The sequence below is a fragment of the Fulvivirga sp. M361 genome (genome assembly GCF_007097395.1).
In the GTDB taxonomy this organism is placed as follows: domain Bacteria; phylum Bacteroidota; class Bacteroidia; order Cytophagales; family Cyclobacteriaceae; genus Fulvivirga.
Genome location: NZ_VKDC01000008.1, coordinates 260724 through 277915 on the forward strand (window position 1 = coordinate 260724; position 17192 = coordinate 277915).

The 17192-nt window shown below is 44.5% G+C and carries 9 protein-coding genes; 8 read left to right on the forward strand and 1 reads right to left on the reverse strand.

Annotation, left to right across the window (positions count from 1 at the left end; all coding sequences use genetic code 11):
* Window positions 1-9: 9 nt before the first annotated feature.
* From FNH22_RS11635 to FNH22_RS11670, 8 genes are all read left to right on the forward strand, one after another.
* Window positions 10-1575 (forward strand): RagB/SusD family nutrient uptake outer membrane protein, encoded by a 1566-nt coding sequence (locus FNH22_RS11635; protein WP_143398547.1) that lies wholly within the window; start codon window positions 10-12, stop codon window positions 1573-1575.
* A gap of 104 nt (window positions 1576-1679) precedes the next feature.
* Window positions 1680-3125 (forward strand): arylsulfatase, encoded by a 1446-nt coding sequence (locus FNH22_RS11640; protein WP_143398548.1) that lies wholly within the window; start codon window positions 1680-1682, stop codon window positions 3123-3125.
* A gap of 30 nt (window positions 3126-3155) precedes the next feature.
* Window positions 3156-4724: a hypothetical protein gene (locus FNH22_RS11645; protein ID WP_143398549.1), complete on the forward strand. Its 1569-nt coding sequence runs from the start codon at window positions 3156-3158 to the stop codon at window positions 4722-4724.
* A 245-nt stretch (window positions 4725-4969) separates the two neighbouring features.
* Window positions 4970-6430, forward strand: a complete 1461-nt coding sequence (locus tag FNH22_RS11650) for an arylsulfatase (RefSeq protein ID WP_143398550.1) — start codon at window positions 4970-4972, stop codon at window positions 6428-6430.
* 33 nt (window positions 6431-6463) lie between these two features.
* Window positions 6464-9625, forward strand: a complete 3162-nt coding sequence (locus tag FNH22_RS11655; RefSeq protein WP_143398551.1) for a glycoside hydrolase family 2 TIM barrel-domain containing protein — start codon at window positions 6464-6466, stop codon at window positions 9623-9625.
* Between the two features lie 6 nt (window positions 9626-9631).
* Window positions 9632-11098 (forward strand): sulfatase, encoded by a 1467-nt coding sequence (locus tag FNH22_RS11660; protein ID WP_143398552.1) that lies wholly within the window; start codon window positions 9632-9634, stop codon window positions 11096-11098.
* A 27-nt stretch (window positions 11099-11125) separates the two neighbouring features.
* Window positions 11126-12580 carry a sulfatase gene (locus FNH22_RS11665; protein ID WP_143398553.1) on the forward strand — a complete coding sequence of 485 codons (1455 nt, stop codon included), beginning with the start codon at window positions 11126-11128 and terminating at the stop codon, window positions 12578-12580.
* Between the two features lie 493 nt (window positions 12581-13073).
* The gene (locus FNH22_RS11670; RefSeq protein WP_143398554.1) at window positions 13074-14873 is read left to right on the forward strand and encodes an alpha/beta fold hydrolase; all 1800 of its coding nucleotides are present in this window, start codon (window positions 13074-13076) and stop codon (window positions 14871-14873) included.
* A gap of 187 nt (window positions 14874-15060) precedes the next feature.
* Here the strand turns inward: FNH22_RS11670 and FNH22_RS11675 are convergent, their stop codons facing one another.
* Window positions 15061-16863: a tetratricopeptide repeat protein gene (locus tag FNH22_RS11675; protein ID WP_143398555.1), complete on the reverse strand. Its 1803-nt coding sequence runs from the start codon at window positions 16861-16863 to the stop codon at window positions 15061-15063.
* Window positions 16864-17192 lie beyond the last annotated feature (329 nt).

Here is a 17192-nt window from a genome sequence, read left to right on the forward strand (position 1 = left end):
ATTATCTGGATGATGAAAAGAGTAATTATAAGTAAAATATGGATCGTACTGCTTGGGTTGTTCATTACAACCGGATGTGAGGAATTTTTGGAAGAAGATCTGCGTGATCAGATAGGCACGGATAATTTCTTTAATAATGATGCAGAAGCCCAACTTGCGGTAAACGGGGTATACCGGATATTGCACCGTGGCAGTCTTTACAGGACCCGTGGCCTGGATAATTACCTTCAAAATGGAGCCGATGAGACTGCCCCCAGCAGGAACGTGAATGGCAACATTCATAATTACCTTATAGCTGAGGGAGTTGCAGATGGTGACAATACGTGGGCCGGTCTTTATGAAATAGTGCGTAATACATCTTCCTTTCTCACCAGTATTGATGGGAACGAAAACCTGGGTGAAGAGGAGAGAGATCAGGCCATAGGTGAGTTATTGTTCCTCCGTGCGCTGGCTTATTTTCACCTGACCAATCTTTGGGGTGACGTACCCTATTTTAGGGAATTGTTGAGCCTGGAGGAACTGGCTTCGTTAAGCAGAACTTCCAAAGAACAGATCCGTGAAGATATGAAAGAAGACCTGGCGAGGGCTTTTGTATTGTTACCCGGTTCTTATACCGGCAGCGATCTTGGCAGAGCCAGTAAATGGGCGGCGGCATCTCTGAAAGCCAAATATCACTTGTTTGACCAGGAGTGGCAGGCCGCTTTGGATGAATCTTTGAACATAATAAATAATTCACCCCATCGGTTACTGGATAACTTCGCTGATGTTTTTGATCAAAGCGATCCGGCCAACCAATACAATGATGAGCAAATATTTGCTGTCGACTTCACAAACGACAATTCTGTTTTCAGTGATGCAGTAACCTCTCGGACAGACGATTATAACCCGAGGATCAGGGACGAGCCTGTAAACAGGAACCAGAGACCCGACGGCCCCGGAACCCCGGCCCGCTGGGAGATGCTCCGGGATACTATGGCCTTGCAGGATGAGGAAATGAATGGCTTTGGTTGGGCCATACCGTTACCGGAGCTGGCAGATCAGACAAACTGGCAACCGGGCGATTTACGCTATGATGCCACAGTGGTCAAAGAATACCTCGGTTTTGAACTCAAGTTCCCTTATTTCAGAAAGATGTGGAACCTGGATAAAGTTAATTCTCCGAGGTCCAATCACCCGGAGAACTACGTGGTATTCCGGCTTGCCGATACCTACCTGATGGCAGCAGAGGCAGAGAATGAACTTAATGGCCCTGACAATGCCTATCAGTATGTGAACAGGGTGCGCGAAAGGGCCTTTGAACCGGACCAACCCTGGAGTGGTATGACTCAGCAGCAATTCCGAGAGGCCTTGTACGATGAAAGAAAATTTGAATTGTGTGCTGAAGGCTACAGGAGGATGGACCTGATCCGTTGGGGGACCTTGCTTGATGTGGTGAAAACGGTCGAGCACAGACCCTGGAATAATCCGGCAGATAATATACAGCCTTATCATGTGCTTTTGCCGATACCGCTGAATGAAATACTTCTTAACCCTAATCTTCTGGAAGGTGACCCCTCCAATAATGGTTACAGGTGACAATAGAGATAGTTTATATGGATCAGGAAGCCTGCCATGGGCTTTCCTGATCTGTTAAAACATTCTTAAAAGGCTTGGATAAACCTAAAGGCTAATACAGAAAAATGAAAAAGTATCTTTGGTTATGTTTCGCGATTATAGCTGGGTGTACGGCAAGGACTCATGAAAAGCGGTCGACAGTACCACCCAATATCATCTACATTATAGCAGATGACCTTGGCTACGGTGACCTTGGGTGTTACGGACAGCAAAAAATACAGACGCCCAATATTGACAAACTCGCTCAGGAGGGGATGCTGTTCACACAACATTACTCCGGGAGTACCGTTTGCGCACCATCTCGCTCTGTAGTGATGACGGGTCAACATACCGGGCATACACCCATAAGAGGTAATCGTGAGATAAAACCGGAGGGGCAATATCCGCTGCCGGACAGCGCCATTACAGTGGCGGAGATGCTTAAAGGGTCCGGCTACGCTACCGGGGCTTTTGGTAAATGGGGTTTGGGTTACCCTGCCTCAGAAGGTGACCCTGTTAATCAGGGCTTCGATACCTTTTATGGTTACAACTGTCAGCGGTTAGGACATCATTATTATCCACGGCACCTGTGGCATAACAGGGATTCTGTGGTGCTTCATGAAAACAGTGATCGGAACAAAGGACAGTATGCCCCGGCATTGATCCATGAACAAGCGCTGCAGTTCATAGAAAAAAACCATGACACACCTTTTTTCCTGTACCGACCTACCATTATACCGCATGCGGAGCTGGCAGCGCCTGAAGAGTACATGGATAAGTCCAGAGGAGGATTTGGTGCGGAAGAACCTTACGTGGGTTATGATGAAGGTCCGGAATACCGAAGCGGTCCTTATGAATCGCAGCAGGAGCCCCATACTGCTTTTGCCGCTATGGTTGATCTGATGGACCAGCAGGTAGGACAGATCATGCATAAGCTGGAAGAGTTGGGCATTGCTGATCGTACGATCATCATCTTCACTTCTGACAATGGTCCGCACCGTGAGGGTGGGGCAGATCCTGACTTCTTTGACAGCAACGGACCTTTAAGAGGGTACAAACGTGATCTGTATGAGGGAGGCATTCGCGTGCCTATGATAGTGCGCTGGCCCGGACAGGTAAAAGCCGGGAGCCGGACAGATCATATATCCGCCTTTTGGGATGTTTTTCCCACACTTGCCGGGATCACAAGTCAACCTACTCCGGATTATATAGACGGTATTTCTTTTTTGCCTACGCTATTGGGACAGGAAGGCGAGCAGTCGGAACACGAGTACCTGTACTGGGAGTTCCATGAAAAAGGAGGAAGAGTAGCTGCCCGGGCAGATAACTGGAAAGCTGTAAAATATGATATCCTTCGTAATCCTGGTGCTCCTGTTGAATTGTACGACTTGTCCAAAGATCCGGGGGAACAAAATGACTTGTCTGCTTTCCATCCTGAGCGGGTGACCGCTATGGAAGAAATATTCAGCGCTGCCAGGGTAGCTTCGCCTGTATTTTCATTTGATCAGGATACGTATCTAAACTCCCAGTGAAAAACTATTGGACAGTTAAATGAACTAAAAATGAACATGGTCATACGCTTTTTGAGTTTATCAGGAATTAGCAACTTACTAACTATATTCACAATTTTCGTAATCATACTTTCGGGAAGACAGGTTGAAGCGCAAACGGTGAAGGTGTATCCGGGCACTGCAGTGGGTAGTGGGGTGACCTATGGAACAGATGTAAAACTGACCTTATTCAGAATTACAAACCATGATGCTGTAAATCAGAAGTTCAGGGATTTAGGGATGGATGTTGTAAGGGTGCCGGTGGTAGCACACTGGGGGTCCGGTGATAACCGGTATGGCACGATCAGCAGCTATGCCAATAATGCAAAGGGCAAAGGACTCAATATTTTTGCCAGTATCGCCAATTCAAATGGTCTGTTCAAGCCAAACGGAGACCTGGATGATGCGCACAATGGTGCTAAATTCCCGGCATGGATGAAGTGTGCGAGTGCAGGAGGTACACAGAGTTGTAACAGCTCGCAAAAGGGCTTATATGGTATAAAACTACCCAAATATAGATCCTACCTTCAAAACGTGGTGGTGAACATGATCGGTAATGCCAGCTGGGTGGGGCCATGGAATGAAGACAATGCTGCAGTAAATGACTATTCGCAACTGGACTGGGGAATGCCTGTTGTGGGAGCTGAACTTTGGAATTTGGCCAATTCCGATCAGGAAATGGCACAGGTAGGAGGTGTAATTGATATAGGAGGCGCTCATCATTATGACAATAACTCCAATCTTTTATCGGCTTATACGGATTGGAATAATTTTCGGACGGCAGGTGGAGATTGGTTTACGGAATCCACCCTGTTTGCAAAAAGTACTGCCCAGGGAATAGCGCATATACTGCCTGCTATTTCAGGCGGTATGAAAAAAGTCCTCATCTACCAGGGTGTACCCCGGCTGGTAAGCCCTGACGGAACAAAAGGTCCGCATTATGATGCTGTAGATGAGTTGATAAAGAATTCAGTCGGTATGGGCGCTGCGCGCAAGGTAGAGGTCAACCATAAAGACTATGTAGCCGCTGCATTCAAATCAGGAAGTCAGCTTCATTTACATGTTGTAAATGCAGGCAGTACCACGCAAACAGTATTCGTTAACCTTAAACAAGGATATACGGTAAGTACCTCCGGCTTCAGCGTAACAAAATACGGAGGAAATACCGTCGGGGTTACTTTTGCAAATGCAGGGGCTCAAATCAAGGTGAATCTATCGCCTAAGACCTATGCCAGGGTAACACTCAACGGCTTGTTCACGACTACCAGGGTAGCCGATACCAAAAACATTAAAAAGACAGGTGCAGATGCGCAGGTGGGGGGCAAGGAGATTTTAAGTCCATGTGGATTATTCCCTAATCCGGTTACGGAGGGTAAAATCAATCTTAAAATTCCGGGGACAGACCCGGGCCTTCCCGTGGAGGTGACCCTATTTACAAAGGAAGGAAAAAAGGTATTTGAGAAAAAAATTGAAAAGTCGGATGTCATCAGTATTACGGTTGATGCCTATTTAAAAGGATTACACTTTTTACATATTGTACGAGGAGATCTACTGATCAGGAAAAAACTATTGTTAGAATAATAATGGATGCCGGGGATTGATGGGTACAAAAACGAACCCTGCTTTATTCTTGGATCCTTGCTTTTGTGTGACGGATGGACAGACATGGCGTTGCTATTTTGGTAAGAAGACCTGGGTATTTCAGGAAATGATCTTTCCGAGTAATTAAAACAGTATATGAGGCCATTATTTTGCGGGAAATATAGCATTCTAAATGGTGTGATATAGATGAACATTAATAGGACCGATTCAGTCTTTAAAGATTTATGGAGAACACAGGCATGTATATAAAAAATAATTTCATTTCTGTTTTTGTATTAGTTGTATTAAATCTATTGCCCGGAGGTTCTTGTAGCCGGACTTCTTCCGCAGAGCCTCCCGGAGATGTGGAGAAAAATAAGCCTAATATTATTTTCATTCTTGCCGATGATCTTGGATACGGTGACGTTGGATTTAACGGCCAGGAACTCATCAATACCCCGGTACTGGACAAAATGGCAACAGATGGCATTGTATTTACCCGTCACTATGCCGGTTCTACCGTATGCGGGCCTTCCCGTGCCAGCCTGATCACGGGGCGTCATACGGGGCACAGTGCAGTCAGAGGTAATCCCAGGTGGACAAAATCAGGTCGCCCGGTAGATATCTCAAACGAAGAGAACACAGTAGCCAAAGAATTGAAAAGGGCAGGATACCGGACCGGGATCGTAGGGAAATGGGGATTGGCGGAAAACCTGGATGCAGGAAAACCCAATAACCAGGGGTTTGACTATTTCTACGGTTTTAACCGGCATGGTCCGGCGCATCATTACTACCCCGAAAAAATATGGGAAAATGACAATCATATCACGTTGGAAGGCAATGTAATGATGGATAAGGTAGGTAGGTACTCACAGGATCTGTTTACCCAAAAAGCGCTGGACTTTATAGACCGGGAAAGCGAAAACCCTTTCTTCCTTTACCTGGCGTACACTATACCGCATTACGAACTTACCATCCCTGAAGAACAAAAGGCTGAATACCATAAAAAAGACTGGCCGCTTCGCAGGATGAAGATGGGGCACTACCGCAATGATGAGAATGGCCACGTTACTTATGCTTCTATGATCACCCGAATGGATAAAGACATTGGTCGTATCCTTTCAAAGCTAATAGAGCTGGGGATTGATGAGAATACCCTTGTAGTCTTTACCAGTGATAACGGGCACGAATACGATCAGCTTGACAATGAGTTTTTCAATAGTAACGGTGTTTACCGAGGCAGAAAAAGGGACCTTTATGAAGGAGGCATAAGAGTGCCTTTTGTTGCTAAATGGCCAGGCCGGATAACTCCCGGTATAGAGAGCGGACATGCTTCTGCTTTTTGGGATTTTTTACCCACGGTCTGTGATATTCTGGGCCAGGAGCCTTCGGCCCCGACAGATGGGAAATCCTATTTACCCGTCTTGCTGGGCATGGAGAAAAAACAAGAGCCACATGATTATTTGTACTGGGAATTTAATGAAAAAAAGGGACCTGTTCAGGCGTTGACGCAGGGAGACTGGAAGCTGATTCATTTTGTGGATATGAGGTATGAATTGTACCACCTGAAGGATGATCCCGGAGAGTCCAATAACCTGTATACTGAAAAGCATCCCGTGGCAGTAAAACTCCAAAAGCTCCTGGCTTCGGCACGGACGGACCATCCTGAATTTCCGCTGGTAAAACGAAAAAAAAGCGGGAACTAAACCTAATTCATAATACAAATCAAAAATAAGGAAATGAGAAAACGGGCACTATATTACACACTTTTCGTTGTGCTACATTTGACATGCATCTCTGTATATGGCCAGGTAAGGCCTGAGTGGGACAATGTTCATGTACTTCAAGTGAACAGAGAAAGGCCACATGCTTCCATGATGGTCTATGAAAACGATGAACAGGCATTAAAACTAACCAAAAAAGGATCCTCTTTTTACGTATCCCTGAACGGTGATTGGAAATTCAACTGGTCCAGAAATCCGGCTTCCCGTCCTGTGGGTTTTTACAAGACAGATTTTAAGGATTCACATTGGACCACTTTGTCAGTTCCTTCTAATTGGGAGATGGGGGGACACGGACTACCCATCTATAAGAATTCCGGTTACCCGTTTGAAAAAAAAGATCTTCGTGCCCCAAGGGAATGGAATCCGGTAGGCTCCTACCGTAAAAGTTTTACCCTTCCTGAAAAATGGCAGGGACGCAGGGTTTATATCAATTTTGACGGAGTACAATCTGCTTTTTATTTGTGGATCAATGGCAAAAAGGTAGGATATAGTCAAGGCAGCAGAACTCCCGGGGAGTTTGACATTACGAATTACCTGAAGAAAGGCAGTAACCTTGTGGCTGTTGAGGTATACAGATGGAGTGATGGTTCCTACCTGGAAGATCAGGACTTCTGGCGCCTGAGCGGAATATTTCGTGATGTTTACGTGTGGTCCGTGCCGCAAGCCCATGTCCGGGATTTTGCGGTCACCTCATCCCTGGATGAGTCACTGCAGCATGGTGTTTTCCAATTACGGGGTGAGGTGCAGTCCAAAAAATCAGGGGCTGCCATATTAAAAGCTCTGATACAGGATCAGACCAAAACGACGGTACTTGAGTTTTCTCAGGACCTGAAACTAAAAAAAGGTATCAATTCATTTGCCACAGAATCCTTTACCTTGAAAAACATCCATCCCTGGCATGGTGAGTCACCCTATTTGTATCAATTACTGCTAACACTACAGGATGAAAAAGGCAATGTATTGGAAGTGATTCCTCAGAAGGTGGGGTTCAGAAAAGTAGAGATCAAAAAAGGCCGCCTTCTGGTCAATGGTGTTGCTGTACTGTTAAAAGGGGTCAACCGGCATGAGCATGATCCTGAAACAGGTCATTACGTGACCAGGGAGGATATGCTGGCAGATATAGCGCTTATGAAGCAATACAACATCAATGCGGTGAGAACATGCCATTACCCCAATGCTCCGGAGTGGTACGACCTGTGCGATGAACATGGTATATACCTGATCGATGAGGGTAATATTGAAACGCACGGATTCGGAAGAAAAAAAGACAACAGGCTTAGCAACCATCCGGACTGGAAGGAGGCCTACCTTGACCGCGTACAACGTATGGTGTACCGCGACAGGAATCACCCGTCCATCATTATTTGGTCCATGGGAAACGAAAGTGGGGACGGCCCGAATGTAGGTGCTACCTATGAATGGGTAAAGGAAACAGACCCATCCAGGCCCTTCCATTATGAAAATACAACATTGAACGGCTACGGAACCGCTGACATTTATTCCAGGATGTATGCCTCACCCGAAGAAACCGGGGCGATCATCCGGGAAAATCCGGACATGCCCTATATCCTGTGTGAATACACACATGCCATGGGCAACAGTAACGGTAATCTGAAGGAGTATTGGGATATGATCTATGCAGATAATCCCTTCCAGGGTGCATTTGTCTGGGACTGGATGGACCAGGGGCTGAAGCAGCCGGTGCCTGAGAAGTTCAGAAAAACCTATTCCAAAGATCATTTTTACGCGTATGGTGGATGGTGGGAAAATGCAGTGGGAGTGAGTCATGATGATAATTTTTGTATGAATGGTTTGCTGGCAGCAGATCGCACACCTCACCCGGGACTATATGCGCTAAAATATTTCCACAGAAATGTACACGTAGAGGCCATAGATATTGAAAAGGGCAGATTCAGGATCATGAACTGGTTTGACTTTACAAACCTGCGTGACAAGGTTACCGGAAAGTGGAGCCTGCTCGAAAATGGGAAAGTCATCAAAGAAGAAAATATTCCGGCATTGGATATCCCGGCCCGCTCAGGTCAGGAATTCACGATCAATCTGCCGTTGGAGATGAATTCTGAGAGAGAATACCATGTTACATTTAGCTTCTACACTAAAAATGGGAACCAGTTTGTGGAAAAAGGTCATGAGGTAGCCTGGGACCAATTTAAATTTCCTTCCGGTAAGTATTACCGGGATCGGTCGGAAACACCCGCTGACCCGATTACAGTACGTCAATCCCGACGGGCAGCATATGTAAAAGGAGAACGGTTTGCTGCCATGTTCAACAAGCATACAGGCATATTGGAAAACTATTACTTTGACAATCAACTTTTGATAGAACGCGGACCTGCCCCGGATTTTTGGAGAGCACCTACTGACAATGATAGAGGAGGGGCGGACAAAAAAGAAGATCAATTCCCGGGACTATGGGCGTGGAAAGAAGCCGGATCGTGGCTTGTAACAGATTTTAAAATCGAGAAAAATCCGAAAGGTGTTGTTCTAGTCTCTGAAGGAAAGCTACCTGCGGTGGGTGCCACCTTTTCATTAACCTATCAGATCAATACAGCCGGAGAGATAACGGTAAAATTTGATTACCAGCCTGGTGATAGTAACCTCCCGATGATGCCACGGGTGGGTACGGAACTTTTGATCAACAAAACACTGGACCAGGTAGCCTGGTATGGCCCTGGTCCCAACCCTACCTATATCGACAGAAATATGGAGCGGGTCGGGATCTATCAGGCTACTGTGGATGATATCTGGATAGATTATTCCGAGCCACAGGAGAATGGGTACAAAACAGGTACACGATGGTTCTCACTTACGAACCGGGAAGGAGCCGGATTGAAAGTATACGGTGATCCGTTGATCGCCTTTGGGGTCAATCACTATGGGAAAGAGATGATCGAACAATGCAGGTATGACTTTCAGCTTATGAAGCAGCCTTACCTGTTCCTCAATATCGATCTGGGACAATCCGGAGTGGGGGGAACCACCAGTTGGGGCAAAAAATCATACCCAAGAGATGAATACCGGCTGAAAAACCAGGGGTATCAATATACCTATACCATAGCGCCTGTCAGTAGTAAGAATGTACTGTCCTTAAAATGAGAAAAGATGTTGAGACTTTTGAAAGCCTGGTTTGTCTTTTGTCTGCTCTTCCCTGGGGTGTTTTCATGCACTTCCAGTGAAAAAACGGTGCAAAAGTCGCTTCCGAATATCGTCTGGATCATGTTGGAAGATTGGGGATACCAGCTTTCCTGCTATGGGGAACCGGGCATTCATACTCCAAACATAGATAAAGTAGCAGCCGAGGGTATACGATATACACAATCATTTGCCACGTCACCCGTGTGTTCCCCTTCCCGGTCAGCCATGATGACTGGTTTTTACCAGAATTATATCCGTGCTCACCAGCACAGAACAAAGAAGGGAGAATCGGGATTCAGAAAGGCACCGCTGCCGTATGGGATCAAACCGTTTACCCGGATTTTGCAACAGAAAGGTTATTTCACCTGCTTTATGAAACCCTCGCGGAAGACGGACCTGAATTTCACCTTTGACGGTGACATTTATGAAGGGAAAGACTGGAGCGAGCGTGAAGAAGGGCAACCGTTCTTTGCCCAGGTGACTTTTGGTGGGACTCACAGGAGATGGCAAAGGGATACCCTGGACCCCATAGACATTACGGAGGTAGTATTACCTTCTTACTATCCGCAAACTGACCTGGCCAAAAGAGACTGGGCCAATGGTTTGGAAGCCGCCCAGATTGTGGACCGGCAGGTAGGCCAACTGCTCGACCGGCTGGAAAGCGAAGGGCTGACCGATAACACGCTGGTATTTATTGTTGGTGACAATGGACGATGCATGCCCCGGGGAAAGCAGTTTTTATATGACGGTGGCATACAGGTCCCGATCATTGCCCGTTGGCCGGGTAAAATTAATGCGGGAACGGTATCCGATGCTATGGTCATGACCATTGATATCACTAAAACCATTCTGGACGTAGCTGGTGCGCAGTCCGCACATCCTTTACATGGTCAAAACCTATTGGAGGATGAGATTAACGATCGTAAATACATTTTTGCGGCAAGGGACAAAATGGATAGCACCCACGACGCTATGCGTGCTATCAGATCGGCAAAATACAAGTTGATCCACAATCTGATGCCTGAACGGGCCTACTGTCAGTTCAACCGCTATAAGGAAGAGAACTACCCTGTACTGGCCTTGCTGAATGTAATGAACCTGAAAGGTGAACTTACTTCAGTACAGGCCAGTTTTATGGCGTCTACAAAACCTGAGTATGAACTGTATGACCTGGAGCATGATCCCTTTGAGCTGAATAACCTGGCAGATAACGTGGAATTTATCGATGTAAGACAGGAGTTACTCACCGAACTGAACAGATGGCGGGAGTGGATCAACGACCAGGGAGTATCTCCTGAGTTTAGAAACGGAGGATGGCCTTCTGACTATCCCACAAGGACGTTGGAGGAATGGGAAACACATCTTAAAGGTTTTGAACCATGGGTTTTCAGAAAACCCGGTTCAAAAATGAAACATCCTTATCACAAACGATGATTTCTGGCTAAAATAGAATTAGGTGGTATGAAATGGAAAAATAACTCAGGACTGGCTGGTACGATGCTTATTATGATCGCAGGAGGCATAATGATAGCTTTCTCAATAAATGGCAATACCGGGAGGAAAGCAATACATCAGCCCGGGGCCATGGACCGCCCTAACATTATCCTGTTCTATGCAGATGACCTGGGTTGGACAGATCTGGGTGTACAGGGTTCGGATTTTTACGAATCTGCTGCCATCGACAGGATCGCGAACGGAGGAATGAAGTTTACGCAAGCTTATGCTAATGCTGCCAACTGCGCTCCTTCAAGAGCTTGTCTGATCAGCGGTCTCTATACGCCCAGACATGGTGTTTATACCGTTAGTAATGCTGACAGGGGCAAGTCCAGTGAGCGTAAGTTGATCCCTGTCAGGAATACCACCGTTTTAAACAGAAAATTCAAGACACTTCCTGAAGTGCTGAAAAAACATGGGTATGCCACCTGTATAGCTGGAAAATGGCATCTTTCCGATGACCCAATACCCTATGGTTTTGATATAAATTTTGGAGGAGGTGAACGAGGGGCGCCTGGTTCCTATTTTTCACCTTACAATAACCCTGCGTTACCGGACGGTCCTGCGGGAGAACACCTGCCCGACCGGCTTTCCACGGAGGTATCTCATTGGATCCGCGAAAATGCCGGAAATCCTTTTTTTGTGTATTTTCCTTTTTACTCTGTGCATTCGCCCATCAGGGCCAGGAAGGACCTTACAGAAAAATATGCTCGAAAGGCACCAGGGAAATTTCATGACCATCCCAAATATGCCGCCATGATCGAAGCGATGGACCAAGCCGTTCAGAAAGTGATGCACACATTAGAGGAGTTGGACCTTGATGACAACACGCTGGTGATCTTTACCTCTGACAATGGCCCCTACGGCCGGGCTTCTGTGGCCAAACCTTTGAGAGGAGGCAAAGGTATGTTCTATGAAGGCGGGATCAGGGTACCCTTTTTTGTAAAATGGCCTGGAGTAATCAGTCCGGGTACGGTGAGTGATGAGCCTGTAATTGGTCTGGACATTTTTCCTACCTTACTGGAGGCTACTCATATTTCAACTGATATGGCCCTGGATGGAAAAAGCCTGCTTCCTGTACTGAAAGGAAGCAAAACCCCGATGGAAAGAGCTCTGTACTGGCATTTTCCAGCCTATCTGCAGATGTACAAAGCGGACCGGGGTTTCGGTGATTCACATGATGCGCCTTACTGGAGAACCACCCCCTGTGGTGTTATCCGTGAAGGGGACTGGAAACTGATCGAATACTTTGAATCCGGTGATATAGAGCTATACAATCTTAAAAATGATCCGGGTGAAAAAAATGACCTGAGCAAGATAGAGGCAGACAAAACAGCCAGGATGTATGCCAAACTAAGGGCATGGCAAAAACAAACCAATAGCCCCATACCTGAAACATTAAATCCGGACTATAAGCACTGAAGGGAGTTCTCACTTTTTCAGAAAACCGGAATACAGTTTTTCGCACATTATCCCAAATGACCATAAGCTACCTGCCTTCTTAAAAGTGAAGTTATAAAATAAAAAAATCAATGGTATGAACGTAACAAGACGTGTTGTTCAACGAGTAAAACAAAGATTAAGGGAAAAGCCCGGTATGGGTACCTGTGAAATGAACATAATTGGATACATATAAAGCAACCCTGTGCGATCAGAAACATAAGATCGGTCAAAAACCTTCCATTTTCTCATATAAAAAAACAGCCCATTTTAACCCATTAAGGTGTTTTAATGATTTTGTCGTGATTTTGTCGTGATTCTGTCGTGGTTTTGTAGGGCATGTGGACGATGCAAATCTTATCTCTATATTCTATGTTTGATTCCGGATTGTTTTATTAACATCTGTTCATCTCAAGTCACGGAGCCTCATTCTGGTAATTGAGAAAGTTTCTTGATTTTTTAACCGAATACTAACATGGAAAGAAACGCCAGCATAAGCCTAAAAAGATCGAGTGATTACCGTAAGTCAGTTCTGTATCAGGAAGAACCTCCTATAAATACCTCTTACAACCGTAATTTATTTATAACAGAACCTACTGAATTCAACAAGCCTGTAACGCAATACGCCAAAAGCGGCAGTATAAAAATCGCTTACCAGGTTTTTGGTTCGGGATCAATAGACCTGGTTTACATTCCTGGCTGGGTATCGAACATTGATTGGGTGTGGGAATGCCCCGAACTAGTCCATTTTTTACGTGAATTGGGTAAAATAACCAGAGTTATTCTTTTTGATAAGCGGGGAACAGGACTTTCAGATCGTGTGGTGGAGCTTTCTACATTAGAAGAACGGATGGATGACATTCGAGCAGTAATGGATGCAGCAGATTCTGAAAAAGCCGTTTTGTTTGGACATTCAGAAGGGGGATGTGTCTCTGCATTGTTTGCTGCCACTTACCCTAATCGCGTTATTTCATTGATTACGTTTGGAATATTTGCTAAACGCAGACACTCACCGGATTATCCCTGGGCACCAACGGATGAAGAGCGTCAGGAGGTGTATGATATGATCGAACACAATTGGGGAAATGGTAATATGTACCTGGAAAAGCTTGCTCCATCCAAATCCCATGATAAGAAATTCATGAATTGGTTGGCCAATTACTTTCGGTCAGGAGCTAGTCCGAGTGCGGCCATGGTACTTACCAAAATGAATACACAAGTGGACATTATCAATGTCTTAAGCTCAATAAAAGCGCCTACGCTGGTCATGCAACGTACTCATGATATTGATGTAAAGGTGGAGGAGGGACAATTCATAGCAGAACGCATAAAGGGCGCAGAATTCGTGGAGCTCGATGGAAGAGATCATCTTTTTTGGGTAGGGGATACAGAAAAAGTTTTGGGCCGGATGAAGGCTTTTATTTCAAATGAAAAGCCAACCGTAAATCATGAAGAGCAACTACTCACTATTGTAGCAGTTCGTATTGTATTTGCTCATAATACCCATCCCCATCCAACTCCCCGGGAACTCGTAACGAAAGTCATAGAAAAGTACCGGGGTAGGTTAATTCAACACGACCCTTTCATCCTGATGGCCACTTTTGAGGGACCAAGCAGAGCAGTCTGTTGTAGCATGGGTTTGATGGATGTTATGCAAAGTGTGCATGCACAACTTGCTATTGGCATTCACATTACAGAAGTAGCTGTGGGTGAGGCTTATTTTGCAACGGGCGAAACTCAAAAATTTGTGAAATTGATCCTTGACCAGGCCAGGCTTAACCGAATTTTAATTACCCAAACTGTCAAACACCTGCTGTCCGGGGCAGGTTTAACATTTACACAAGAAAATTCAACCTTCGAGACTGATTCTGGAGATACACTCCAACTGTTTACGGTTACTGACCCGGACCATTTGAACTCAAACGGTCATTTTTCCCAACATCAAGAATTTCCTAAAGACTCTTTCTTCGAAGTTGTACTGCAATGTATATATACCCATTTGGGCAATGAGACTTTCGGTGTAGACACTCTCTGTAAAAGTGTAGGTACAAGTGAGCGACAGTTGCAGCGTAAAGTTAAAACCATCACTAACAAGTCCCCCAATCAATTGATTTCCTCGGTGAGATTACATCGTGCAAAAGAACTGCTTCTTATGCGTAAATATAGTATTGCGGAAGTGGCTTTTCAAATAGGGTTTTCCAGTCCGTCATACTTTGCCAAGAGGTTCAAAAAAGAATTCGGAATAAGCCCTTCCCTTTTATCATTAAAAAATTGATCCGATTACATTGTAATTGTTTATAGCCGATAAATTCAGGGACTCAAGGCTTTGTTGATTTTTAACCCTTTCATATATGGGCGATGAAAATTGCCTGACACTTTGATTGGCAGGAAAGGAACCGTTTTCCGGCATTCCCAGGTATTTGTAGTATTAGCTTCTTGGGTTAGGATCATTCCATAAAGTATCACGTCTGTGCGTGTTGATTAACATATTCCAGGATGTTTTTGTCCTCTTTGTCCATACCCAATTTCTTTTTCACCCTTGTTTTCGATTGCTCTACTGCCCTCCTGGTTACATTTAAAATGGTGGCGATCTCTTTATTGGATAATTTCATTTTCAAAAAAGCTAATAGTTTGTGGTCATTTGCCGAAAGGTTTGGAAAGTGTTGTTCTAATTTTTGAAAGAAGTTGGGATGTACATTTTCAAAGTGGATCTTGATGCTGTTCCAATGGTCATCGTCATTTCGTAAACACTCGAGGTTTTTGATCACTTTTTTCCGATGATCGTCAGGAAGGTCAGCACTGTGTCTGATCTCGTCGATGATTTCTGTGAGTTTTTCATTGAAATTGAGTAATTGAATGGAGGTTGCGGTAAGTGATCTGGCTTTTTTATTGTTTTCGATCTCCAATTGCTTTCTGGTCGCTTCTTCGATCGTTAGCTTCTCCTCCTGGATTTCATTTTTTTTCCGAAGGTTAAGGTTGGCGCTCTGCTTCAAGCGATAATTTCGATAGATAACCATCACAAAGATAAGAGCAATCAATAACCCCAAAATCGTGATACGTTTGAAGAGTCGTTGCTGCTCTAACCTTGAATTGATATTGAGTAATTCAGCTTGCTTCTGGTATTCCAGCGAGTCACGTTCCAGTTCAAAGGTGTAGTTAAGTTCCATAGTAGTTAACTGCTCCGTTAACTCTTCGTTGAACAACTCATCCTTAAGCCGGGTGGTGATTTCAAGGTATTGAAGTGCCTTGGAAACATTACCGTTAAATCTGTAAAAATCATAAAGCCTATTTGATGCCTCCTGCATTCGGTCTTTGAAACTCTGGTTTTCAGCTATTTGGTAGCTTTCCAGCATTTTGTCTTCTGCTTGTTTCTTCAGCCCCTGTTTTGCAAGTATTTCTCCTATGCCCAGCAGAGTTCTACTGGTTGTATATGAATCTTTACAGACAACGGCATATTCATAGCCCAGATTTAAATATTCTAAAGCCAGGTCCAACTCATTAAGTGCCTTGTAGGAAAGACCTATGTTAGTTGCCGGATGGACGCTTCGACATTTAATGTTTAATGAATCGAGTATCTCAAATGCCCTGGTTTCATAAGCCAATGCTTTTGAATAGTCCTTTCGGTCCAGGTATAACAGTCCCATTTTTGTTAAGGTAGAAGCTTGCCCATTGATATCTCCGTGAGACTTCCTGATCTCTAAAGCCCTGTTATAATAATGAAGGGACAGATCATAATTTTTTTGTTTAGCATAAATAAACCCTATATTATGGAGTGTACTGGCTACCTTTAAACTGTCACCCTGATCAATTTTAAGTTTTAATGCTTGTTGAAAATGGTGCAAGGATACAGCGTAGTTACCATTGTAGAAAAATATTGCTGCTATGTTGTTAAGCGTACCTGAAATAGAGGCAGAATCTTGCATTTCTATCTTCATAGCCAGAGCTCTCTCAAAGTACATTAAGGCACTATCAAATTCACTTCTGACAAAAAAACTGGTCCCCAGGTTATGAAATGCATATGCCAGCCCTTTTTTATAATTGAGTTTATTGGAAAGGCGCTCAGCTTTTTTAGCCAGTATTCGTGATGAATCAGTCTCCGAATGATAAAGGCTTTCTGAAAGTATATTTAACACATTTACCTCGATGGTATCATGGGTATTTCGTGATAATAACTGTTTTAAACTATCAAGGTTCCCCTGTGATACGGCTGGAGTGGATAGCATCAGGAAAGTGAAGTAAACCCAGATCAGAAGAATTGTTCTCATTTCTTAAATGCTTTTGCAGGTACGTAAAAAGACTGTATGCGTTAGATTAGTTGTTCTTTCATAGATTTTTTTCCTATGAAAAGAGGGTGTCAAGACAAGGATTAGGACTATATAAAGTCAATATTAGCAAACTATTTGGGGATATGCATCAAGGTAACTGTATCCGGACCGGATATTCGATAAAGTGGATTTGTTTGTAGTAATACTGATTATCCAGGGGATGTCTAATGTGAGTGAAGTGTTATACAGTTGTCCTGTATCTGTATAACTCAAACATGACACATAAAAGGAAACCCTTATTTGCCAATGTCGGCGCTTGTTACACTGTA